The sequence below is a fragment of the Sideroxydans sp. CL21 genome (assembly GCF_902459525.1).
GTDB lineage: Bacteria > Pseudomonadota > Gammaproteobacteria > Burkholderiales > Gallionellaceae > Sideroxyarcus.
Window position 1 is genome coordinate 126,182 of record NZ_LR699166.1, and the last position, 22,583, is coordinate 148,764.

At 57.0% G+C, this 22,583-nt stretch carries 21 protein-coding genes and 1 riboswitch; of the genes, 10 read left to right on the forward strand and 11 right to left on the reverse strand.

Annotated elements, in window-relative coordinates; genetic code table 11:
- Positions 1 to 65: 65 nt before the first annotated feature.
- Positions 66 to 1,067 carry a cytochrome-c peroxidase gene (locus QOY30_RS00650; protein WP_502958700.1) on the reverse strand — a complete coding sequence of 334 codons (1,002 nt, stop codon included), beginning with the start codon at positions 1,065 to 1,067 and terminating at the stop codon, positions 66 to 68.
- 353 nt (positions 1,068 to 1,420) lie between these two features.
- On the opposite strand from QOY30_RS00650, the gene QOY30_RS00655 reads away from it, so the two are divergent.
- From QOY30_RS00655 to QOY30_RS00670, 4 genes are all read left to right on the forward strand, one after another.
- Complete coding sequence (locus tag QOY30_RS00655) at positions 1,421 to 1,642, forward strand: hypothetical protein (RefSeq protein ID WP_283742716.1); 222 nt, start codon at positions 1,421 to 1,423, stop codon at positions 1,640 to 1,642.
- Between the two features lie 138 nt (positions 1,643 to 1,780).
- On the forward strand, positions 1,781 to 3,709 hold the full coding sequence (locus QOY30_RS00660) for a lytic transglycosylase domain-containing protein (protein ID WP_283742717.1): 1,929 nt from the start codon (positions 1,781 to 1,783) through the stop codon (positions 3,707 to 3,709).
- Between the two features lie 4 nt (positions 3,710 to 3,713).
- A complete protein-coding gene (locus QOY30_RS00665; RefSeq protein WP_283745998.1) occupies positions 3,714 to 4,928 on the forward strand; it encodes a multifunctional CCA addition/repair protein in 1,215 nt (404 codons plus the stop codon).
- A gap of 41 nt (positions 4,929 to 4,969) precedes the next feature.
- The gene (locus QOY30_RS00670; RefSeq protein WP_283742718.1) at positions 4,970 to 5,509 is read left to right on the forward strand and encodes a C40 family peptidase; all 540 of its coding nucleotides are present in this window, start codon (positions 4,970 to 4,972) and stop codon (positions 5,507 to 5,509) included.
- A gap of 125 nt (positions 5,510 to 5,634) precedes the next feature.
- Here the strand turns inward: QOY30_RS00670 and QOY30_RS00675 are convergent, their stop codons facing one another.
- A complete protein-coding gene (locus QOY30_RS00675; RefSeq protein ID WP_283742719.1) occupies positions 5,635 to 6,135 on the reverse strand; it encodes a DNA-deoxyinosine glycosylase in 501 nt (166 codons plus the stop codon).
- A 29-nt stretch (positions 6,136 to 6,164) separates the two neighbouring features.
- Entirely contained in the window at positions 6,165 to 7,319 is a 1,155-nt protein-coding gene (locus QOY30_RS00680; protein WP_283742720.1) for a class I SAM-dependent methyltransferase, read from the reverse strand.
- A 45-nt stretch (positions 7,320 to 7,364) separates the two neighbouring features.
- Here QOY30_RS00680 and QOY30_RS00685 point away from each other — a divergent pair, with 45 nt between their 5' ends.
- From QOY30_RS00685 to QOY30_RS00695, 3 genes are read left to right on the forward strand one after another with little or no spacing between them, the layout of a single operon-like run.
- On the forward strand, positions 7,365 to 8,105 hold the full coding sequence (locus tag QOY30_RS00685) for a pteridine reductase (RefSeq protein ID WP_283742721.1): 741 nt from the start codon (positions 7,365 to 7,367) through the stop codon (positions 8,103 to 8,105).
- A 7-nt stretch (positions 8,106 to 8,112) separates the two neighbouring features.
- Positions 8,113 to 8,967: a tRNA 2-thiocytidine(32) synthetase TtcA gene (gene ttcA, locus QOY30_RS00690; protein ID WP_283742722.1), complete on the forward strand. Its 855-nt coding sequence runs from the start codon at positions 8,113 to 8,115 to the stop codon at positions 8,965 to 8,967.
- A gap of 60 nt (positions 8,968 to 9,027) precedes the next feature.
- Positions 9,028 to 10,308 carry a hypothetical protein gene (locus QOY30_RS00695; RefSeq protein ID WP_283742723.1) on the forward strand — a complete coding sequence of 427 codons (1,281 nt, stop codon included), beginning with the start codon at positions 9,028 to 9,030 and terminating at the stop codon, positions 10,306 to 10,308.
- A gap of 38 nt (positions 10,309 to 10,346) precedes the next feature.
- Here QOY30_RS00695 and QOY30_RS00700 read toward each other — a convergent pair whose 3' ends face one another.
- The 6 genes from QOY30_RS00700 to metK all read right to left on the reverse strand — a co-directional run bounded on the left by QOY30_RS00700 (position 10,347) and on the right by metK (position 16,147).
- Positions 10,347 to 10,808, reverse strand: a complete 462-nt coding sequence (locus tag QOY30_RS00700; protein ID WP_283742724.1) for a NanQ anomerase/TabA/YiaL family protein — start codon at positions 10,806 to 10,808, stop codon at positions 10,347 to 10,349.
- 21 nt (positions 10,809 to 10,829) lie between these two features.
- Positions 10,830 to 12,176, reverse strand: coding sequence for a prephenate-dependent tRNA uridine(34) hydroxylase TrhP (trhP, locus tag QOY30_RS00705; protein ID WP_349496668.1), 1,347 nt, complete (start codon positions 12,174 to 12,176; stop codon positions 10,830 to 10,832).
- Positions 12,173 to 13,012 carry a methylenetetrahydrofolate reductase [NAD(P)H] gene (metF, locus tag QOY30_RS00710; RefSeq protein WP_283742725.1) on the reverse strand — a complete coding sequence of 280 codons (840 nt, stop codon included), beginning with the start codon at positions 13,010 to 13,012 and terminating at the stop codon, positions 12,173 to 12,175. The genes trhP and metF overlap by 4 nt, the downstream gene beginning before the upstream one ends.
- Entirely contained in the window at positions 12,981 to 13,364 is a 384-nt protein-coding gene (locus tag QOY30_RS00715; protein ID WP_283746000.1) for a phage holin family protein, read from the reverse strand. Before QOY30_RS00715 ends, metF begins: the two co-directional genes overlap by 32 nt.
- A 76-nt stretch (positions 13,365 to 13,440) precedes the next feature.
- Positions 13,441 to 14,853 (reverse strand): adenosylhomocysteinase, encoded by a 1,413-nt coding sequence (gene ahcY / locus QOY30_RS00720; protein ID WP_283742726.1) that lies wholly within the window; start codon positions 14,851 to 14,853, stop codon positions 13,441 to 13,443.
- A 25-nt stretch (positions 14,854 to 14,878) separates the two neighbouring features.
- Positions 14,879 to 14,970, reverse strand: a riboswitch (S-adenosyl-L-homocysteine riboswitch).
- A gap of 13 nt (positions 14,971 to 14,983) precedes the next feature.
- Positions 14,984 to 16,147, reverse strand: coding sequence for a methionine adenosyltransferase (metK, locus tag QOY30_RS00725; protein ID WP_283742727.1), 1,164 nt, complete (start codon positions 16,145 to 16,147; stop codon positions 14,984 to 14,986).
- Positions 16,148 to 16,232: 85 nt separating this feature from the next.
- On the opposite strand from metK, the gene QOY30_RS00730 reads away from it, so the two are divergent.
- From QOY30_RS00730 to ubiD, 3 genes are all read left to right on the forward strand, one after another.
- Positions 16,233 to 17,096, forward strand: coding sequence for a lysophospholipid acyltransferase family protein (locus QOY30_RS00730; RefSeq protein ID WP_283742728.1), 864 nt, complete (start codon positions 16,233 to 16,235; stop codon positions 17,094 to 17,096).
- Positions 17,096 to 17,965 (forward strand): LpxL/LpxP family acyltransferase, encoded by an 870-nt coding sequence (locus tag QOY30_RS00735; RefSeq protein ID WP_283742729.1) that lies wholly within the window; start codon positions 17,096 to 17,098, stop codon positions 17,963 to 17,965. The genes QOY30_RS00730 and QOY30_RS00735 overlap by 1 nt, the downstream gene beginning before the upstream one ends.
- Before the next feature lie 156 nt (positions 17,966 to 18,121).
- Positions 18,122 to 19,585 carry a 4-hydroxy-3-polyprenylbenzoate decarboxylase gene (gene ubiD / locus QOY30_RS00740; RefSeq protein ID WP_283742730.1) on the forward strand — a complete coding sequence of 488 codons (1,464 nt, stop codon included), beginning with the start codon at positions 18,122 to 18,124 and terminating at the stop codon, positions 19,583 to 19,585.
- A 169-nt stretch (positions 19,586 to 19,754) separates the two neighbouring features.
- Here the strand turns inward: ubiD and dacB are convergent, their stop codons facing one another.
- Positions 19,755 to 21,203 (reverse strand): D-alanyl-D-alanine carboxypeptidase/D-alanyl-D-alanine endopeptidase, encoded by a 1,449-nt coding sequence (gene dacB / locus QOY30_RS00745; RefSeq protein WP_283742731.1) that lies wholly within the window; start codon positions 21,201 to 21,203, stop codon positions 19,755 to 19,757.
- Complete coding sequence (gene bioA / locus QOY30_RS00750) at positions 21,200 to 22,549, reverse strand: adenosylmethionine--8-amino-7-oxononanoate transaminase (protein ID WP_502958675.1); 1,350 nt, start codon at positions 22,547 to 22,549, stop codon at positions 21,200 to 21,202. The genes dacB and bioA overlap by 4 nt, the downstream gene beginning before the upstream one ends.
- Between the last annotated feature and the right edge of the window lie 34 nt (positions 22,550 to 22,583).

Below are 22,583 nucleotides of genomic sequence, written 5' to 3' on the forward strand. Positions count from 1 at the left end.
TGACGGAAAGTGCGCAAGGCTGTGGATGAGCAAGACCGGGGGACTTGCGCCCCCGGTTACCTGGTTTAGTTGTCGAACGGTTGCGGCCTCGGAGTGCTGTCGGATGAAGGCGGCAGGATAGGCAAATTGAATGAAGGCTGATCTCCGGTCAGCGTCTTCAGGAAAGCCACAATTTGGGCGTTTTCTCCATCAGTGAATTTCTTGCCAAGTTGTATCTTGCCCATGGTATTGACGGCATCTTTAAGCGTAGCGGCTCCGCCGTCATGGAAGTAGGGATAGGTCAATTCAACGTTGCGCAGGGTCGGAACCTTGAAGTTGAAACGATCCTCATTTTTGCCGGTGACCGCCGAACGGCCTTCCGCCGGGTTGGTGGTCTTGTAGGGCTCGACAACGCCCATCTTCTGATAGGAATTGCCGCCCACTGCGGGGCCATTATGGCAGGCCACGCAACCGCTATCCTTGAACAGCTTGTAACCGGCAATTTCGTTGGCGTTCAAAGCATGCTTGTCACCCTTTAGCCATTTGTCGAAACGCGAGTTTGGCGTCACCAGGGTTTCCTCGAAAGCAGCGATAGCCTGGGTTACCTCGCCTATGGTCACCTTGTCTGACCCGAAGTTGGTCTTGAACTCGGCGACATAAGCAGGGATGGATTGCAGAACCCCGACAGCAAGTTCGTGGGTGAAACCCATTTCGCCGGGATTGGCGATAGGGCCGCTGGCCTGGGCTTTGAGGTCTGCCGCACGCCCGTCCCAGAACTGGGCCAAACTCATGCTGGAATTAAGGACGGTAGGCGCATTGATCGGACCCTGATGCCAGTTGTGACCGATAGACGTCTTGATGTTATCGGTGCCGCCCATGGACAAATTGTGGCAGGAGTTGCAAGAAATAAAACCTGACTTGGAAAGGCGTGGATCGAAGAACAGCTTCTTGCCCAGTTCGACCAGGGCCGGATTGCTGGTTTTGACCGCTTCGATGGGTTGAATCGGCTCGGAGCTATTGGCGGCATTGGCGAGGCCGGTACCGGCAATTGATGCCGTCGCAACGACGGCGAGAAAGGTACGCTTCATTTTCATGGTACTTCTCCTTGATTAAAATAATGAAAATTGAGAGACAGAACTTCGGCTTGAATGAAATCTGGAGCTAATCAAACATCAATTCAGGCTCCGCCCGCGGTAACAGGTCAGACTGCGCGTTTACCTGACAATAAACAAACTCTTATGTCGTAATAATTTGCAATAAGGCATTTGAGATTAAGCCGCCATTCTTAAGGATTGCTTAAGCGCAAAATTCAGCCATCGATTGTGATACGGCTTACGCATCGAAGTTGGCTGCAAGTTGAGCTAAGCTTTTCCGCGTCCGGGCCGATACATTATTGGCAGGGTCGACAGATTTTAAATCGCCCCGGATGCGGAGGTGTGATATGGCTACCACGATGAACATGAGCGGATACGAGATCGAGCGCGAAACAGTTGCGGATGAAGGATATGGCGACGAAGTGATGTATGCGGAATGGAATCCGCAACTTGCGTTGGTCGGCGATCAACCGGTCAGCGAAATGGATAAACATTCGGTACTTCCCGGCGAATTGGCGACTGTGGATGTCGATGCGTTCCTGCATAAAATGTATAAGTATCAGTGTTGATGATGTGTCTTCCCGGGCGGCCTCACTGCTGAGGCCACCCTCTCTGTATCCCTTATTTGGCGCCGTTTCCGGGCACTTTCGGTAACGCGGCGCAAGGCGCATGTGGTATTCTGTACCCAGTTGATCCTGAGTACTTCCATGAGATTTGTATTGTTCCTGCTGCTGGTGCTGCCTGCGTGTGCGCTGGCCGACCAAGAAAGTGATTTTCGCATCGCACGTGACGCGTTACGCGCTGGCAATTCCTCACGCCTGGACAAAGTGGCGGAGAAACTCAGTACAACCCCGCTGGAGCCCTACGTGACTTATTACCAGTTGCACATGCACTGGGGCACGAAAGCGACACCCGCGATCAAGGCATTTCTTGCACGTACCGACGAATCCCCGGTGGTCGATCAGTTTCGCGGAGAGTGGCTCAAATATCTCGGTGAGCACGAAAGCTGGGACGAATTTGCGGAAGAATACCCGCATCTGGTGAGCACGGATGACGAACTGACGTGTTATGCCCTGCAACTGCGTCGACAAACCGATGCTGCCGGTGCGCTGGCCGAAGCACGCAAGCTGTGGTTCAACAGCGAAGAAATGCCGGATAGTTGTACCCCATTGTTCACGGAAGCGATCAAGCAAGGCGTCATAAGCGAGGCCGATGTATGGCAGCGCATGCGTCTGGCGCTGGAGAACAACAACACTACGCTGGCCAGAGAACTGATCAAAAAGCTGCCCAAGGCGCAAGTCTTTCCGGCTGCCGAGTTGAGTGTTGCAGCGGGAAATCCGAGGCGCTATCTGGAAAGGACCAAATTCGAGAACGCAGGCATGGGACGGCGAATGGCGGCCTTGTTCGCCCTGCAACGCCTGGCCAGACAGTCGCCGCAGATCGCCTATACGCGCTGGGAACATATGGCCAATTATTTTTCCGAGGACGAACAGCGCTATTTCTTCGGCTGGCAGGGCTACGCCGGTGCACAAGCCCATGACGAACGGGCATTGCTCTGGTATTCGGTGGCAGGCGATGCGGCGTTGAATCCAAAACAACTGGCATGGCGCACCCGCGCGGCATTGCGTGCGAACAACTGGCACGAAGTGTGGGAAAGCATCAGTGCGATGTCGCAGCAACAGCAAAGCGAAGGGGCGTGGCGATACTGGAAAGGCCGCGCACTTATGGCACTGGGACGGCCTGTAGAAGCCGAGATGTTATTTGCCGATCTGAGTCGCGAATATAATTTCTACGGACAGCTAGCCTCCGAAGAATTGGGGGGCGCGCCGGGTGCGGGCATGGGTTCGGTGCATTACCAGCCGAGCGATACCGAGATCGAAACCATACAGGCCATGCCTGCGATACAGCGCACCCTGCTGTTGTATCGCATGGACATGCGTACCGAAGCCGCAAAGGAATGGGCCTGGGCAACGCGGAACTTCAGTGACCGGCAATTGCTGGTGGCAGCCGAAGTGGCACGCCGCAACGAGATGTACGACCGTTCGATCAATGCGGCGGATCGCACGGTGCAGCTGCACGATTTCAACTTGCGCTATCCCGCACCGTACCGTGAAAGCATGCAGGAAGACCTGCACAAGCACGGTCTGGAGGAGGCATGGGTGTACGGTCTGATGCGGCAGGAAAGCCGTTTTGCGACCATGGCAAAATCCGATGTCGGCGCAGCCGGATTGATGCAGATCATGCCGGATACGGCGCGCTGGGTGGCAAGGCAGATCGGCATGAAGGGCTACCGCAAGGGGCTGATCCATCGGCTGGATGTGAACATCCAGCTCGGCACGTATTACATGAAAACGGTCTCGCATCAATTTGACGACAACCCGGTGCTGGCATCCGCCGCATACAACGCGGGCCCGACCAGGGCGCGGCAATGGCGCGGCACACAGCCGATGGAAGGAGCGATCTACGTCGAGACCATTCCGTTCGACGAGACGCGCGATTATGTGAAGAAGGTCATGAGCAACACCATGTATTACTCCAAGCTGTTCGGACAGACTTCGCAATCGCTCAAGCAGCGGCTCGGCACCATCGAGGCGCAAAACGCGAAGAACCAGAAATCCTATCGCGATGAACGTTAACGATCTGACAATCTATTGCGTCGGCGGTGCAGTTCGCGACCGGTTGCTCGGCTTGCCCGTGCAGGATCACGATTGGGTGGTGGTGGGCAGCACGCCGGATGAGATGGTTGCGCGCGGCTTCAAACCGGTGGGCAGCGACTTTCCGGTGTTTCTGCATCCCGAAACCCATGAGGAATATGCGCTGGCACGCACCGAACGCAAGGTGGCTCAGGGTTACAAAGGGTTCACCGTGTATGCCACACCTGAAGTGACGCTGGAGCAGGACCTGCTGCGCCGCGACTTCACCGTCAACGCCATTGCACAGGATGCAGACGGCAAACTCATCGATCCCTACGGCGGACAGGCCGACCTGAGGGCGGGCGTGTTGCGCCATGTGAGTGCCGCATTTGCCGAGGACCCGGTGCGCATCCTGCGCGGCGCGCGCTTTGCGGCGCGCTTCGGATTCACCTTCGCGCCGGAGACATTGAGGCTGATGCGCACGATGGTGGAAAACGGCGAAGTCGATGCACTGGTGGCCGAGCGCGTATGGCAGGAACTGGCGCGCGGCCTGATGGAAAAACATCCGTCGCGTTTCTTCACCACGCTGCGCGAGTGCGGTGCACTGAAAAAGATATTGCCGGAACTGGATGCGCTGTTTGGCGTGCCTCAACCGCCCCAGTACCACCCCGAGATAGACTGCGGCATTCATGCCATGCTGGTGCTGGACGATACTGCGCAGCACGGCTATCCCCTCGAAGTTCGCTTTGCCGCACTGGGGCACGATCTGGGCAAAGGCAGCACGCCCGCGAATGCCCTGCCGCGCCACATCGGCCATGAGATGCGCAGCGTCGAACACCTGAAGGATGTGTGCGAACGGCTGCGTGTACCCGGCGAATGCCGCGATCTGGCTATGCTCGTGGCGAGACACCACGGCAATGTGCATCGCGCCAGGGAACTGCGTGCCGACACAATTGTGAAACTGTTCGATAGCTGCGATCTGTGGCGCAAGCCGGAACGTTTCACGCAGCTATTGCAGGCATGCGAATCAGATGCACACGGGCGTACCGGACACGAGCAGGATGCCTATCCGCAGTCAGCCTATCTGCTGCGCTGTGCGCAAGCTGCACAGGCAGTGAATGCCGGAGAGATCGCGCGCGCATGCCCGGACAAGAATCTGATCGCCGACAGGGTACGCGAGGCGCGCATCATGGCGGTGGAAGCCATTACCAAGGCCATATAACGGATCACCCGAGATATTTTGAAGAAATGCGGATACACCAAATGACTGTGAGAATTATTCTATTCGTATGTGTACTGTTTCTGAGCAGGGGCATCCTGGCGGCTGAACAAACCGGCCCCATGCAACAACCCGGTGTCAATGGTGCGGATCAGCCCAAATTGGAAAGCCTGCCGGATGCTATCCAGAGTATGTTGCAGCTGGCCCTCAATCAGATTGGAGTTTCGTACCACAGGGGCGGCGTAAGCCCTGAAACCGGTTTTGATTGCAGCGGCTTTGTGCGTTACATTTTCGATCAAGCCGCAGGAATAGAGCTGCCACACAGTGCAAGGGCCATCAGTCTGATTGGGACAAGCATCCAGTTGGCAGAATTGCACCCGGGCGATTTGCTGTTTTTTCGCCTCAAGCGCCGAGCCGTTTCCCATGTCGGGATTTATCTTGGCAATAATCAGTTCATCCATGACGCAAGCAATCGTACGGGCGGCGTCAGAATCTCAAACTTGGAAGGCTATTGGGCCGGGCATTTCAAGATGGCGCGCCGCTTTGATTTGCCTTCTGAACAATCCTCCAAAAACCCGGAATAAAGTCCGGGTGTCGTAGCAGATATTAAACAGGCAAGAGCTTATCTGCTTCGCACTTTTTGTGCCGCTCATTCCAGACACAAAGAGTGCAATGCGATTGCAGCGGTCCTGAGCTGCAAAATTCCGGATCAACCGCTTATGACTGCCCGCCATGCCAGCAGTTTGTCTGTATAGCTCTTTCCGGCATGTGCCGGGCTGGTCGAAGGCAGACGGTGAAATGTCAGTGGCGGTAGTTTCTGTTTCCCGATTACGAACTTTTTGAAACTTTGTTCTGCCTTCGCTCCGTTGAAGAATACATGCTTGATATGCAGATGTTGCTTGAAGAAAGTTTCGAAATCATTTCCGATCTCGGTGCCTTTTCTGATATCAGCGTCCAGACTGGATTTGCGTTCACATGATGCCAGTACATCCCATAAGGCGATGCGGGAAGACTTCAGAATGGAAACTCGTTCTTCATATGGGCGAGACAAGCCGGCACCCACCAACTCACCCATGATTTTCCAGAAGGCATTCTGCGGCAGGGCGTAGTACTCGTTTTTTTCCAGCGATACATTGCCAGGCATGCTACCCAGAATCAACACCCTTGCATCGGAATTGCTTATTGGCGCGAAACTGTGCCTGTGAGACATGCTATTCCTCAATCAGAATCCAAATGTGGTTACAAACCGCGCGATAAGTCACCGCGCAGGAATCCCGACAAAGGCTGATCCAATCCCTTGCCCAGGGCGATGACTTTGAACAGCTCGCCCATTTCGGCAGGGCTGGTGAGTTTTTGCAATTGCGCGGAAAGCGGTGCATATGCTTTTACATTTTCCGGTGAGACCTCACCGAGAAAATCCGTCACACCATTATTGATCAGAAAATGCGCCTGCGAGGTGTAGCCCAGAAAGTGTGCACCGTGATCGATTGCGGTTTCAGCGATAGCGGTGAAGTCCACATGCGCAGTAATGTCCTGCAGGCCCGGCAGATAGAACGGATCATCGTGCGTGTGGTGACGGTAATGACACATCAGGGTGCCGCGTGTCCGTTGCGGATGGTAATACTCGCCTGCACCGAAACCGTAGTCGATGAACAGCATGGCTCCTGTTTCAATGCGCTCGCACAGGCTGGCGATCAGACCGCGCGCGGTGAGCGAGATTTCGCTAAGGTAATCGTCGGGCACCTTGATTTTCATTGCGATGTCGAGCAGCACTGGTGATTCCGGCAGTCTGTCCTGCCAGTTGAAATGGTTGGCTACGGTTGTCACACCGCGTTCCAAGATGCGCTGATTCGTCCAGTACATCAGATGGACCGGAAACGCATCCAGCACCTCATTGCCGATGACTGCACCGGAGATTTTTTCCGGCAAGGCATCCAGCCAGTGCACGCGATCCGCGAGATGCGGCAGTTTTTCGCGCAGCAGTGCCTGCTGGCGCTCGCGCAGATCGGCGCTTACCTCCAGTATCGAATAACTTTCCGGCAGTTCGTCACGCCGTTCGAGTTCGCCGAGAATATCGAGCGCGAGTTTTCCGCTGCCCGCTCCGAGTTCCAGGATGTGCGGCGAGCTGGCCTGCATCACTTCGATCAATTGCTTTGCGACGGTCCTGCCGAACAGGGTGGAGAGTTCCGGCGCAGTGATGAAATCGCCCTCCCCGCCAAATTTTCTGGATCCGGCGGTGTAGTAACCCAGACCGGGCGCATATAGCGCCAATTCCATGAAACGTGAAAAGGGAATCCATCCGCCCTGTGCGGCAATGTCGTTGCGGATGAGGTCGCACAATTTGGCGCTGTGAACAAGAGCGTCGGGTCCGGGGACAGGCAAGGTGATGGGCATGGTCGGGTATAATTCAACAGTTGCGAGAGTTTAGTGGGGAATACGATGCAAGGCAAAACAGTATTGGTGACAGGCGGGGCAAAGCGCGTCGGCGCGGCTATCGTGCGCCGTTTGCATGCGGCAGGCGCGAACGTCGCAATCCATTGTCATGTCTCGTTGCAGGATGCGCAGGCTCTGCGTGCCGAATTGAACGAGCAGCGTCCCGATTCGGCCTGCACCGTGCAGGCGGACCTGCTGGATATCTCCGCCTTGCCGCGCGTGATAGAGGAGGCCATCGGGCAATTCGGTCATCTCCATGCGCTGGTCAACAACGCCTCCAGTTTTTATCCCACGCCGCTGGATCAAATGAACGAGCAGCAATGGAACGACCTGCTCGGCACCAACCTGAAGGCGCCATTGTTCCTGGCTCAGGCAGCTGCAAGCGAGTTGCGCCGCAGCCACGGATGCATCGTCAATATCGTCGATATCCACGCCGATTTTCCGATGCACGGACACTTGCTGTATAACGTGGCCAAGACGGGCCTGGCTGGGCTCACCCGCGCGTTGGCGCAGGAACTTGCGCCGCAGATACGTGTTAACGGGGTCGCGCCGGGCATCAATCTCTGGCCGGAAAGCGCAGCGTGGCAAGATGTGGAACAGCGCCGCAGACTCGTTGCACATACTCCGCTCAAACGCGAGGGCGAGCCGGACGACATCGCCAGGACCGTGCAATTCCTGATCGCCGACGCACCCTATATCACGGGCCAGATATTGGCGGTCGACGGGGGGCGCAGTATCAACCTTTGAAACTAAAATGAACGACATCACTCAACCCATCCATTTCGAGCACCATTCCACCAACTTCAATCGCCTTAAGGGACGGCTGGAGCACATGGTCGGCAAAGCCATCGGCGATTTCAACATGATCGAAGAGGGCGATACCGTGATGGTGTGCCTGAGCGGGGGCAAGGATTCCTATACCCTGCTGGATATCCTGCTCACCTTGCGCAAACGCGCGCCCATCGATTTCAGGATCGTGGCGATGAACCTCGACCAGAAGCAGCCGGGCTTCCCGGCCGATGTGTTGCCGAATTATCTGAAGAATCTCGGCGTGGACTTTCACATCGAGACACAGGATACCTACTCCATCGTCAAGGCCAAGATCCCCGAGGGCAAGACCACCTGTTCCCTCTGTTCGCGGCTGCGTCGCGGCATCATCTACAAAGTGGCGGGAGAATTGGGTGCGAACAAGATCGCGCTGGGACACCACCGCGACGATATGGTGGAGACGCTGTTCCTGAACATGTTCTTCGGCGGCAAACTCAAAGCCATGCCGCCCAAGCTGGTCACCGACAAGGGCGACCACATCGTCATCCGTCCGCTGGCCTATTGCGCCGAGAAGGACATCGCCCGTTATGCGCGCGGCATGGAATTCCCCATCATCCCGTGCAACCTGTGCGGCTCGCAGGAGAACCTGCAACGCCAGAACATTAAAGAGATGCTCACACAGTGGGAACGCCAGTATCCGGGGCGTTCCCAGACCATTTTTTCCGCCATGCAAAGCGTCAAACCTTCACACCTGCTCGACGCGAATTTGTTCGACTTCAAAAATATCCAGTTGGGAACGGCGGTGGATGAAGGCGATGTTGCCTTCGATCAGGAAATCTGACATAGAATTTGTATATTCGTGAACAAGCCTTTCCATGCAAACGTTGAATTGGAGCAAATAATGTATTCCGGGCAAATTCGTATCCTGTGTGTCTTGTGCGCCTTATTTCTGGCCGGATGTACCACCCCGGTCAGCACCAATATCAAGCCTTCTGCGGAGCATGTCGCCAAATACAACGACCTGTCCGATCTTGACGTAGTGGCCACCCTGGAAAAGAACGTGAACGATGCCAGGAATGCCAACATGCCATTCCTGGCGCCGAGTTATTTCCGCGAAGCTTCGCAAGTCCTGAGCGAAAGCCAGAGTGCGCTGGGCAATAAATCCAGGGAGGTGCTGGTAAGCAACGCGGCCAAGGGCGATGCCATTCTGGAAAAAGGCAGAGCCGTAATGGCCATCGTGCAATACCGTTTTGCCAAGGAGCTGGAGTACAAGGCGCAACTGGAAGAACACGGCGCGCCCAAACTGTTGCCCAGGGAATATGAAAAAGTAATGGGCGATCTTTCCGGTTTGATTGGAAAAGTGGAGCGCGAGCAGCCGGAGAGCATTGACAGGGAAAAGGCGGCTTTGCTCCAGTCGATGCTGGATCTGGTGATCAAGGCCATCCAGGAAGGTGCGCTGCATGAAAGCGAACTCATCAACGCAGACAGCAGGATGAAGAACGCCGACAAGCAGGCACCGTTGACTTATAGCCAGGCACTGCGCGTGTACCAGGACGCCAAGAGCCGGATCGCCGCCGCGCATGACGACAAGGAACTGGTGCAGCGCTTGGGCGCGGAAGCCACGTTTGCCGCGCGCCACGCACAACAGATCAATGAGCGCGTTGCCCTGTTGCAAATCCAGCTGAAGATTAGCGCGGCCAGTGTTGCTTCGGTGGGCGGTGTGACGAGCGACGTCGGAGCTCAGGAGAATGTGCAACCCGAAGGCAAGGCATCAGGTACTGACCGGGTCACCCTTGAAAAAATTGTTCTGCAGGAAGAAGACCGGTTGCGGAGCATCTCCGCTGCGTTGAAACTCAGAGACCTGCGCGATTTGCCGCTGGAAAAGCAGGTTGAGGAAATCAAGCGCGCAGCCACGGATGCCGTAAATCAGCCCAATGGCGAGGCAACCATACAGGATTATGAAGCACGCCTGACAGCGGCCAACAATGGGATCCAGCAGGGAGTGGCCGAACTGGAACAGAAAGACAAACAACTGGTCGAGAAGGATGATCAGCTGTCCAAGAAAGAGAAACAATTGGCCGATAAAGACAAACAGCTGACTGACAAAGACAAACAGCTGACTGACAAAGATTCGCAGATCAAAATGCTGAAGAAAAAACTGCAAACCATGAAGCTGCTGTGAATCCCGGAATTTAATGTAAGCGGACTTTACCGGGTTAATCAGGGTTGTACCGGATTCACGGCAATCTTGAAGATTACCTTGCGTATCAGGCCGTCGCCTACCAGCGGCGCATGCGCATCCTCCGGAAAGAAGATGCAGAAATGTTCGGGTGGCACGGCGATCCACGACACAGCCGCATCGTGGAAGAAACGGATGTCCCTCTCGATGCTGTGCTCGCTCACCGGATTGTGGCAATCCGCCAGCGGTTTCCAACCCATCTCCTCTGACCCGTCCAGCACCATCTGGATATCGATGTAACGCCGGTGCGCCTCCAGCTTGGCCGTTTCGCGCGTCTTGCCCGGCAGATGCTCCACGATCGCGATCAGGTCCTCGCCAAGAATGTGGTAACGGCCAGGCGCGAGATTGAACAGGTCGGTGTCGCGGATATAGTCGAACGCACGAGGAAACAGGGGATGCAGCGCGGTGTAACGGTCGGACTGCGAGAGGCTGGAGAAGATCATGGATGGATTCCTTATGTCAGCTTAGATGAAGCGCGCCACCATTCCTTTTGTCATTTCACCCTGCAACGGTATCTGCACGCGATGCCCGCTGCCGGGTGCGACAGTGACTGCATTGCCTTCAAGGTTGTGCATTTCGGTGAGCTGGATGGTGTGGTTGCCGGAAGGATGGATGATCTCGAGTTTGTCGCCAACTGAAAATTTATTCTTCACGTCGATCTCGGCCACGCCATTTGCACAGGCCACGATATCGCCGACATATTGCTGGCGGAAGCTTTCGGAGTGGCCGCGCATGTAGTTCTGCTGTTCGTGCGTGTGGTGACGCTCGTAGAAGCCGTCGGTGTAGCCGCGGCTGGCCAGTGCATCCAGCGCGCCCAGCAGTTCCAGGTTGAAAGTACGGCCTTTGACGGCGTCGTCGATGGCCTGGCGATACACTTGTGCGGTGCGGGCCACGTAGTAGATGGATTTGGTGCGGCCTTCCACCTTGAGCGAGTCGATGCCGATCTTTGCCAGGCGTTCGACATGTTCAACCGCGCGCAGGTCCTTGGAGTTCATGATGTAAGTGCCGTGCTCGTCTTCCAGCACCGGCATCAGCTCGCCCGGATGATCCTTGCGCGAGATGACGTACACCTTGTCAGCTTCTGGATGGCGCGGTTGAGAACCGCAATCGGATAGCGGGCTGTCGCTGAGCGCCTTGTCGAAATCGAAGTCGATCTTCTGGATGTCGCCCGTGCCGTCTTCGGCGGCATTGTCCACCTTATAGTCCCAGCGGCACGAGTTGGTGCAGGTGCCCTGGTTCGCATCGCGGTGGTTGAAATAACCGGAGAGCAGGCAGCGACCGGAATAGGCGATGCACAGCGCGCCATGCACGAACACTTCCAGTTCCATGTCGGGACATTCCTGGCGGATCTCTTCGATCTCGTCCAGTGAAAGTTCGCGCGAGAGGATCACGCGAGTTAGGCCGAGCGATTTCCAGAATTTCACGGCCGCGTAATTTACGGTGTTGGCTTGCACCGACAGGTGGATCGGCATCTCGGGCCAGCGCTCGCGCACCATGGCGATCAGCCCGGGGTCGGCCATGATCAGGGCGTCCGGCCGCATCGCAATAACCGGTTCCATGTCCGCCATGTAGGTCTTCACCTTGGCGTTATGCGGCATCAGGTTGCTGGCGACGAACAGTTTCTTGCCCAGCGCGTGCGCTTCCTGTATGCCGATTTGCAATTCTTCCAGCCTGAATTCGTTATTGCGCGCTCTCAGAGAGTAGCGCGGTTGGCCGGCATACACCGCATCCGCACCGAAGGCATAGGCGGTACGCATCTTGTCTAGCGTACCGGCAGGCAATAGCAGTTCGGGTGCGCGCAAGGTGTTCATCGGTAGCCCAGACGTTTCAGGATTTCCAGCGAAGCGTTGGCCTGGTTCAGTGTGTAGAAATGCAGACCGGGCACTCCCCCCGCAATGAGCTTTTCGCATAGCTGCGTGACGACATCCAGCCCGAAGCTCTGCACCGATTCCACATCATCGCCGTAACCTTCCATCGTCTTGCGCATCCAGCGCGGGATCTCGGCGCCGCAAGCATCGGAAAAGCGTGCGAGTTGCGAGAAGCGCATGATGGGCATGATGCCGGGCACGACGGGGGCCGTGACGCCGAGCTTGCGGCATTCATCGACGAAACGGAAATAGCCGTCCGTGTTGTAGAAATATTGCGTAATGGCCGAATTCGCGCCTGCATTGACCTTGCGCTTGAAGTTGAGCATGTCCTCGCGTGCAGAATTCGCCTGCGGATGAAATTCCGGATAGGCGGCGACCTCGATATGGAAATGCTCGCCGGTCTGCGCGCGGATGAACGACACCAGCTCGTTGGCATATTGAAACTCGCCGATGCTGGCCATGCCGGAAGGCAGGTCGCCGCGCAGCGCGACGATGCGTTTGATGCCCATGTCCTTGTAGGCGAACAGCAGTGCGCGGACGTTGTCGCGCGTGGAGCCGACGCAGGACAGGTGCGGGGTGGCGTTATGGCCTTCGGCGTGTATCTGCCTGATCGTTTCCAGCGTGCGATCCTGCGTGGAGCCACCCGCGCCGAAAGTGACTGAAAAGAATTCCGGCTTCATTGCAGCCAGGCGTTGGCGAGCTGCAGTCAGCTTTTCGACGCCCTCCGGTGTCTGCGGCGGATAAAATTCAAAACTGATCGGTGTTGTTGGGCTTTCCATTTTTTCTCACAAGTAGTTGTGCGGCGGCTGAACTCAGCGCCCAGGAAAAGATGCTGTACAGGACTGCGCCGAATACGCCGGACCAGAAACTGTCGACCACGAAGCCGCGCAGGATGGAACCCGCGAACCAGAACATCAAGCCGTTGATGACGAAGATGAACAGCCCCAGCGTGAGCATGGTGACCGGCAGCGTCAGCACCAGAAAGATCGGACGGATTAACGTGTTGACGAGACCCAGCACAAAAGCCGCGATGAACGCCTCCGTGAACCCGTCGACGTGTATGCCCGGCACGAAGTTCGCCACCGCCACCAGGGCGAGGGCGTTCAATGTCCAGATAAGCAGCAGTCGTATCAGCATCTTTTCATTTAACAAGTTAAGAGGGGCGAACCTGACGTCCGCCCCTGAGTATCATACCCGCACAAACAGATTAGTAGCGGTAGTGGTTGGCTTTGTAAGGGCCTTCCTTGGGTACGTTGATGTAAGCCGCCTGCTGGTCGGTCAGGGTGGTCAACTGTGCGTTCAGTGTGGTCAATTGCAAACGCGCGACCTTCTCATCCAGATGTTTGGGCAGGGTATACACGCCGACCGGATATTCCTTGGTGCGGGTATACAGCTCGATCTGGGCAATGGTCTGGTTCGCGAACGAAGACGACATCACATAAGACGGATGGCCGGTTCCGCAACCCAGATTCACCAGACGACCTTCGGCCAGCAACAGGATGCGTTTGCCGTCGGGGAAAATCACGTGGTCGACTTGCGGCTTGATGTTTTCCCACTTGTACTGCTTGAGCGAGGCAACATCGATCTCGTTGTCGAAGTGGCCGATGTTGCACACGATGGCCTGGTTCTTCATCTTCTTCATGTGGTCATGCGTGATCACGTGGAAGTTGCCAGTGGTGGTCACGAAGATGTCGCCGTGTTCGCAGGCGTAATCCATGGTCACCACGCGGTAGCCTTCCATCGCGGCCTGCAGCGCGCAGATCGGGTCGATCTCTGTCACCCAGACCTGTGCGGACAAGGCACGCATGGCTTGCGCAGAACCCTTGCCCACGTCGCCATAGCCGGCGATGACGGCGATCTTGCCGGCGATCATCACATCGGTTGCGCGCTTGATGCCGTCCACCAGCGATTCGCGGCAACCGTACAGGTTGTCGAACTTGGACTTGGTGACGGAATCGTTGACGTTGATGGCGGGGAATTTCAGGTCGCCGCGTTCATGCATCTGATACAGGCGGTGCACGCCGGTCGTGGTCTCTTCGGTCACGCCCTTGATGGCAGCGAGACGGGTGGAATACCAGGTCTTGTCGATAGCCAGCTTGGCCTTGATCGAAGCGAACAAACAAGTCTCTTCTTCGGAACTTGGCTTGCTGATCAGCGATGCGTCCTTTTCAGCGCGTGCACCCAGATGCAGCAACAGCGTGGCATCACCACCGTCGTCCAGGATCATGTTGGACAAACCGCCGTCCGCCCATTCGAAGATGCGATGCGTGTAGTCCCAGTATTCGGCCAGTGTTTCGCCTTTGACGGCAAACACCGGTGTGCCGGTCGCGGCGATGGCGGCGGCTGCATGGTCCTGGGTGGAGTAGATGTTGCAGGAAGCCCAGCGCACTTCTGCACCCAGTGCCTTCAGCGTTTCGATCAGCACGCCGGTCTGGATGGTCATGTGCAGCGAACCGGTGATGCGTGCGCCCTTCAGCGGTTGAGTCTTGGCGAATTCCTTGCGGATGGCCATCAGGCCGGGCATTTCGATTTCGGCGATGGCCAGTTCTTTGCGTCCCCAGTCAGCGAGGGACATGTCGGCGACGATATAGTCGGTGAAACCGTTTACGGCAGCGTTCATGATTGCTCCATTCATCTAAAAAGTTAATGAATGGGTGCGGTTGAATCGGGTGAACCACTGGCTCCGAGCCTGACGGGGGACTGGTTGTCCAGACCCGCTGCAGCACCCCTCGGAGGGTGGGTAATGCGAATTACAGTCCTGCGTCAGCCCTCAGAGCGGCTGCCTTGTCGGTGGCCTCCCACTTGAACTCCGGCTCTTCGCGACCGAAGTGGCCGTAGGCAGCAGTCTTTTGGTAGATCGGACGCAACAAGTCGAGCATCAGCACGATGCCTTTGGGACGCAGGTCGAAATGCTTCTTGACCAGTGCGGTGATCTTCTCGTCGGAGATCTTGCCCGTGCCATAGGTGGTGACCATGATGCTCGTCGGTTGCGCCACGCCGATGGCGTAGCTGATCTGTACCAGGCATTTGTCGGCCAGACCGGCAGCGACGATGTTCTTCGCCACATAACGACCGGCGTAGGCGGCAGAGCGGTCAACCTTGGACGGATCCTTGCCGGAGAACGCACCGCCGCCGTGCGGGGCCGCGCCGCCGTAGGTGTCGACGATGATCTTGCGTCCGGTCAAACCGGCATCGCCGTGCGGGCCGCCGATGACGAAACGTCCGGTCGGGTTGACCAGATATTTGATGTCGCCCTTGATGAGTTCCTTGGGCAATACGGGCTTGATGACTTCTTCAATGACGGCTTCGCGGATCTGTTCCAGCGTCATTTCCGGAGAGTGCTGGGTGGAAAGCACCACGGTGTCGATGCTGAATGGTTTGTCGTCCACATATTTGATGGTGACTTGCGATTTTGCGTCCGGGCGCAGCCAGCTCAAGCGGCCGTCGCGGCGCATCTGTGCCTGACGCTCAACCAGGCGGTGCGAAAGATAGATAGGAAGGGGCATCAGGGTGTCGGTCTCGCGGCAGGCATAACCGAACATCAGGCCCTGGTCGCCGGCGCCCTGATCGAGCGTGTCGTCGTAGGCTTTGTCCACGCCCTGTGCGATGTCCGGGCTTTGCGTGCCATAGCAGATATGAACGGAACAACCGTCAGCATCAAAGCGAAGGTTCGGGTCGTCATACCCAATGCGGCGTATGGTGTCGCGTGCAACTTTGGCGAAATTCACTTGGGCATTGGTGGTGATCTCTCCGGCCAGAATGACCAAACCCGTGGTGACCAATGTCTCGGCTGCGATGCGTGAATGTTTGTCCTGCGCTAGAATCGCATCCACGATGGCGTCGGAAATTTGGTCTGCAACCTTGTCCGGATGGCCCTCGGACACGGATTCGGATGTAAAAAAGTATTCGCTCATGGCTCTCCGATTGTTTCTTCTGTAGTTAAATGGGCGCGCAGTATACCAAATCCCCGCCTTTATCGAATTAATGGATTTTTCTTGAATGATTATTCTGTTTGATGTCTTAGCGCGTCTGCCTTTGTCGGTATTGCACCGGATCGGCATGCTGTTCGGCTGGGTAACGTATCTGTCGTCAAGGCGTTATGCGGCACGTTTGCGCGAAAATCTGCACAAAGCAGGCCTCACGCATTCTGAAGAAGAATTCCGCAACTTGTTGCATGCAAACGTAAAAGAAGCAGGCAAGGGCGTCATGGAGCTGCCCTGGGTGTGGCGCCGTCCGCTGGAGAACGTGCTCACCGGCGTCAAGCAATGTCACGGCTGGGAACATATGGAAGCGGCACTAGCGCAGGGCAAGGGCGTGATTGCGCTGACACCGCATCTCGGTTGTTTTGAAATCATCAGCCTGTTTATCGCTTCGCGTTTGTCGATCACCACCATGTATCGTCCCCCGCGCTGGGCGTTTCTGGACAAGCTGATGCACGAAGGTCGCGCACGCGGCCAGACAAAACTGGCACCGACCGATCTGGGCGGCGTACGACAGATGCTCAAGACGCTCAAGCACGGCGGGATCATCGGCGTACTGCCCGACCAGGTGCCTGGTAATGGCGAGGGCGAGTGGGCACCTTTCTTCGGGCGTCCCGCATACACCATGACGCTGATAGGGAAGTTGATCAAGTCCAGCAACGCAGCGGTGGTGATGTGCAGCAGCGAGCGTTTGCCACATGGCGCAGGCTACGCCTTGCATTTCGCGCCCCTGACTATCGATATGGCCAATTCCGTCCCGGTGCAGATCAACGCGGCTTTGGAAACGGTGATACGCAATTGTCCCGAACAATACCTGTGGAGTTATAACCGTTACAAAGTACCGCGTGGCGCGCTGCCGCCGGACGCCACTGGGGACAAGTGATGCTGGCTCGCCTTGGTGTTTTCATTTTCTGGCTGATTCATTTTCTTCCATTTCCCGTCATCGTTGCCATCGGTAACGGATTGGGGATACTGGCCTATCCTTTCGCCGTTGAACGTCGCCGGGTGGGCATGATCAATCTGAAACTGTGCTTCCCCGAGATGTCGGACGACGCGCGCAAAAAACTTGTGCGTGCCCATTTCAAAATGTTTATGCGCGGCCTGATCGAACGCAGCATCCTGTGGTGGTCTAGCGCCGAGAGGATCAACAGCCTGATTCGCGTCGAGGGTGTCGAACATTTTGAGGCAATCAAGGACAAGCCTTCCATTTTGCTCACGCCGCATTTTGTCGGCATGGATGCGGGCGGGCAATGGATAGCACAGCGCACCGACACGGTGTGCATGTATGCGAACCAGAAGAACCGCTACCTGACTGAACTGTTGCTCAAGAAGCGCGCCCGTTTTCGCAACCAGCACCTCTATTCGCGGCAGGAGGGATTGCGCCCCATTCTGAAGGGGATGCGCAAAGGCATGCCCTTCGTCTATCCGCCGGACCAGGATCAGGGGATCAAAGACGGTGCGTTCATCCCTTTCTTCGGCGTGCCTGCCGCGACCATGACTTCGCTGCCGCGCATCGCGCAGATGACCGGTGCGAAAGTCGTGCCCAGTATCACGCGCCTGTTGCCCGGCGGCAAAGGGTACGTGCTGACGTTCTACCCGGCATGGGAGAGCTACCCGAGTGGCGACGACGTCGCCGATGCGCGCCGCATGAACGCCTTTATCGAAGACCGCATACGCGAGATGCCGGAACAATATTTCTGGTTGCATAAACGGTTCAAGACGCGCCCGGAAGGCGAGGCGAGATTCTATTAAAGGCCTTGTCGCCAGACCAATGGGGACGGCCACCTTCAGGATGCAAGCGTGAAGATGGCCGAATGACGGTGATTATCATGGCTATCGCCTGAAAATTGCCGTCTATATTGGCTTGGCGGGATGGTGCATGAAATATCTGTGGAAGGGACGGCTCATATGAAATACCACGACCTGCGCGACTTCATAGCGCAACTGGAAAAGATCGGCGAACTCAAGCGCGTGACTGCGCCCGTCTCCACGCATCTGGAAATGACCGAGATCTGCGACCGAGTGCTGCGAGCGCAGGGTCCGGCGGTGTTGTTCGAGAATGTGGTCGGACATAAGATGCCGGTGCTGGCCAACCTGTTCGGCACGCCGCGCCGCGTGGCATTGGGTATGGGCGAGGAAAATGTCAGCGCATTGCGCGAAGTCGGCAAGTTGCTGGCTTACCTTAAGGAACCGGAACCCCCCAAAGGACTGAAGGATGCCTGGGAGAAATGGCCGATACTCAAACAAGTCCTGACCATGTCGCCCAAGGTGCTGTCTTCCGCACCGTGCCAGGAGATCGTGTGGGAAGGCAAGGACGTCGATCTCTCCAAGTTGCCGGTCCAGCATTGCTGGCCGGGCGACGTCGCGCCGCTCATCACCTGGGGTCTGGTCGTTACGCGCGGACCGAACAAGCCGCGCCAGAATCTCGGCATCTATCGCCAGCAGGTCATCGCACCGAACAAGGTCATCATGCGCTGGCTGACGCATCGCGGCGGGGCGCTGGATTTCCGCGATCATTGCGAGAAGAACCCGGGGCAACCGTTCCCGGTCGCGGTGGTGATCGGCGCCGATCCGGCCACCATCCTCGGTGCGGTCACTCCCGTGCCGGATTCTTTATCCGAATACCAGTTCGCCGGCTTGCTGCGCGGCAGCAAAACCGAGTTGGTGAAGTGCATAGGCTCCGATCTGCAAGTGCCTGCTTCCGCCGAGATCGTGCTGGAAGGCGTGATCCATCCGGGCGAAACCGCGCTGGAAGGCCCGTATGGCGACCATACCGGCTATTACAATGAACAGGACAAATTCCCTGTGTTCACGATAGAACGCATCACCATGCGCCGCGACCCGATCTATCACTCAACATATACCGGCAAGCCGCCCGATGAGCCGGCCATGCTCGGCGTGGCGCTGAACGAAGTGTTCGTGCCGCTGCTCCAAAAACAGTTTCCCGAGATTGCGGATTTTTACCTGCCGCCGGAAGGTTGTTCGTATCGCATGGCGGTGGTGAGCATCAAGAAACAATATGCCGGCCACGCCAAGCGCGTGATGTTCGGTATCTGGAGTTTCCTGCGCCAGTTCATGTATACCAAGTTCATCATCGTGGTGGACGACGATATCGACGTGCGCGACTGGAAAGAAGTCATCTGGGCGGTTACCACGCGCATGGACCCGGTGCGCGATACGCTGCTGGTGGAGAATACCCCGATCGACTACCTCGATTTTGCCAGCCCGGTGTCAGGCCTGGGCGGCAAGATGGGGCTGGATGCCACCAACAAATGGCCGGGCGAGACGCAACGCGAATGGGGCACGCCCATCGTGATGGATGCGGCGGTGAAAGCGAAAGTGGATGCGATGTGGGGAGAATTGGGCCTGTGAATGCAAACTTCGTATTGCTTCGCAATCCCGTCATAGGCGATCTGCTAAAACCATCGCGTGAAGAACGCCTATTGACGGGCATCTTCAGGTAGGTCGGGTTGGCGACAGCGTAACCCGACAAGTGTTATCAGGATCATCAAAACGTCGGGTTACGCTACGCTAACCCGACCTACTTTTTCTGCACCCACTCCAGCAACGCATCCTGCGCGCTCTGTCCTGCTTTGGCGTAAGGATGATTGATGAAGAACACGACGATCCATTCCTTGCCGCTTTGGGATTTCACATAACCCGCGACGGTCTTCACTCCTTCCAGCGTGCCGGTCTTGAGGTGGGCATGGCTGGCCGCGGGACTATCCTTGAGGCGTCTTTTTACCGAGCCGTCCACGCCGAGGATGGGCAGCGAGGCTTGCAGTTCGGCACTCAGCGGATCATCAAAGGCGTGCTGCAATAGCTGCGCCATGTGAGCGGCGCTGATGCGTTCCTTGCGCGAGAGACCGGCGCCGTTCTCCAGTACGACTTCCTTGAAATCGAGCCGGTTGCGCGCCAGCCATGTCTGCATGACGAACAAACTGCGTTCGATACTGAGCGGGTGCGCGTTGAAGCTTTCATTTGCATCCGCGGTTGTCGATGCTGGCGGTTCGTCCAGCGCCGGTCCGGCCTGGCCCAGGGTCAGGAACAATTGACGGGCCATCACGTTGTTGCTGAACTTGTTGATGTCGCGAATGACCGCGCTCAGGGGTTCGGACCGGTGCACGGAAAAAAGTTTTGCATTGCTGCCCACCACTCCTTCGCGTTCTGTGCCTTGCAGGGTGGCGCCTAGCTCTTTCCATACCGCGCTGAATAAGGCACCCACATAGCGGGTGTGCGGCATCACGCTGAGGTTCTGTTCGCGTTCGCCGCAGCCCATGGGATAGTCGCCTTGCAGCACGACACTGTCACCTTTCGGTTGTACGAGGAATGAATCATCCCAATTGTCGCAATTCACCTTGCTGTCATTGGGCGTCAGTTGGTTGTCCAGAGTCATGCCGTCCAAAGGTGGTTCGGTGACGACTTTCAGGCCGGCACCGTCCGGCATGTAGCGCAACCGGAGCGTGTTGAAATTGATCAATAGCGCGTCGGGCCCCACGTTGTAGGCGCGCATCGGATCGGCGTCGAAGTCGCCAGGGTCGTACGGTGGCAGATCGAAATAACTGCGGTCCAGGATCAGGTCGCCACGTATCTCGCGCAGGCCTCGTGCCCGTAGTTCGCCCAGCCACAGCCAGAACTGCTCGATCGTGAATTTCGGATCGCCATAACCTTTGAGGATCAGGTTGCCGTTCAGCACGCCATCCTTTAAATCACCGTCGATATAAGCCTCGGTCTTCCAGGTATAGGCAGGGCCGAGCAGGTCGAGTGCGGCAAAAGTGGTGAGCAGTTTCATGGTCGAGGCCGGGCTCATCGGGCGCTGCGCATTGATACTGATGAGCGGGGCACGCTTGCCGACTTGCCGTACGACGACGGCGATGCCGGATTGCGGGATCTGTGCTTCCTTCAGCTTCTGGGAGACTGTCGCCGGGAGCGAAACGGCTTGAACACTGGTTGCAAGGCAAAGCAGGAGCAAAACGTACAGGTGTTTCATATCAGACGATCGATCACTTTCAGCGTATGTGTGACGAGAAATTGCATCTCGTCTTCGCGAATGACATAGGGCGGCATGAAATATACCGTGTTGCCCATCGGGCGCAACAGCAACTCATGTTGCAGTCCGAGGCTGAAGCAACGCTGGGCGAAGTCGGCATGCGGCGTATCCACCTCGAAGGCCCAGACCATGCCGGTGTTACGGAAATTTTTCACCTTGGGATGGTCGCGCAACGGCTGCGCGATGCGGTTGAAAAACGCTGCCTTGGTTCGGTTGACGTTGAGCACGTCGTCTTCGGCAAAGATATCCAGCGTGGCGAGCGCGGCACGGCAGGCGAGCGGGTTGCCGGTATAGGAATGCGAATGCAGGAAACCGCGTGCGGTCTCGTCGGCGTAGAAGGCGCGGTAGATATCTTCTGTCGTCATGACCACCGACAGCGGCAGGTAACCGCCGGTGATGCCTTTGGAGAGCAGCAGGAAGTCCGGTGAAATCCCTCTCTCTTGCCGGTGTTTGGTATGGGGCCGAGGTGCCTGTTCGCAGGCGAACAGGGTGCCGGTTCTTCCCATGCCTACTGCGATCTCGTCGGCGATCAGATGCACGTCGAATCGGTCACAGAGTTCTCGCGCTTTGCTCAAATAGACTGGGTGGTACATCGCCATGCCTGCCGCCCCCTGGATCAGCGGCTCGACGATGAAGGCGGCGATGTTGTCGTGATGTTCCTGCAAGTGGGCTTCGAGTGCAGTGGCGCAGCGCAGTGCGTAATCCTCCGGGCTTACGCCCGCTTCCGCATTGCGCCAGTCCGGGCAAGGGACGGTGGCATTCTGTCTGATCAGCGCGCCGTAAGCGTCGCGAAACAATGCGACATCGGTGACCGACAGTGCGCCCAGCGTCTCGCCGTGGTAACTGTTCTGCAAGCTGATGAATTCCGTCTTCTGCGGGCGGCCGGTATTGCGCCAGTAATGGGCACTCATCTTCAGGGCGATCTCGGTTGCAGAGGCGCCGTCCGAACCGTAGAAGCAATGCCCCAATCCGGAAGGGGCGAGTGCGCGCAATCTTTCCGACAGTTGCACCACCGGCTCGTGGGTAAAACCGGCCAGCATCACATGTTCCAGTTTGCCGAGCTGGTCGGCAACAGCGGCATTGGTGCGGGGATTGCAATGGCCAAACAGATTCACCCACCAGGAGCTCACCGTGTCCAGATAGCGCTTGCCGTCCAGATCGTATAGCCACACGCCCTCGCCGCGCGCGATCGGAACCAATGGCAGCGTTTCGTGTCGTTTCATCTGGGTGCAGGGATGCCATACGGCGGAAAGGCTGCGTTCGAGGAGGCTGGAGTTGGCTGACATACGCAGAATCATAACGGAGTTTGATCGTGGCGTA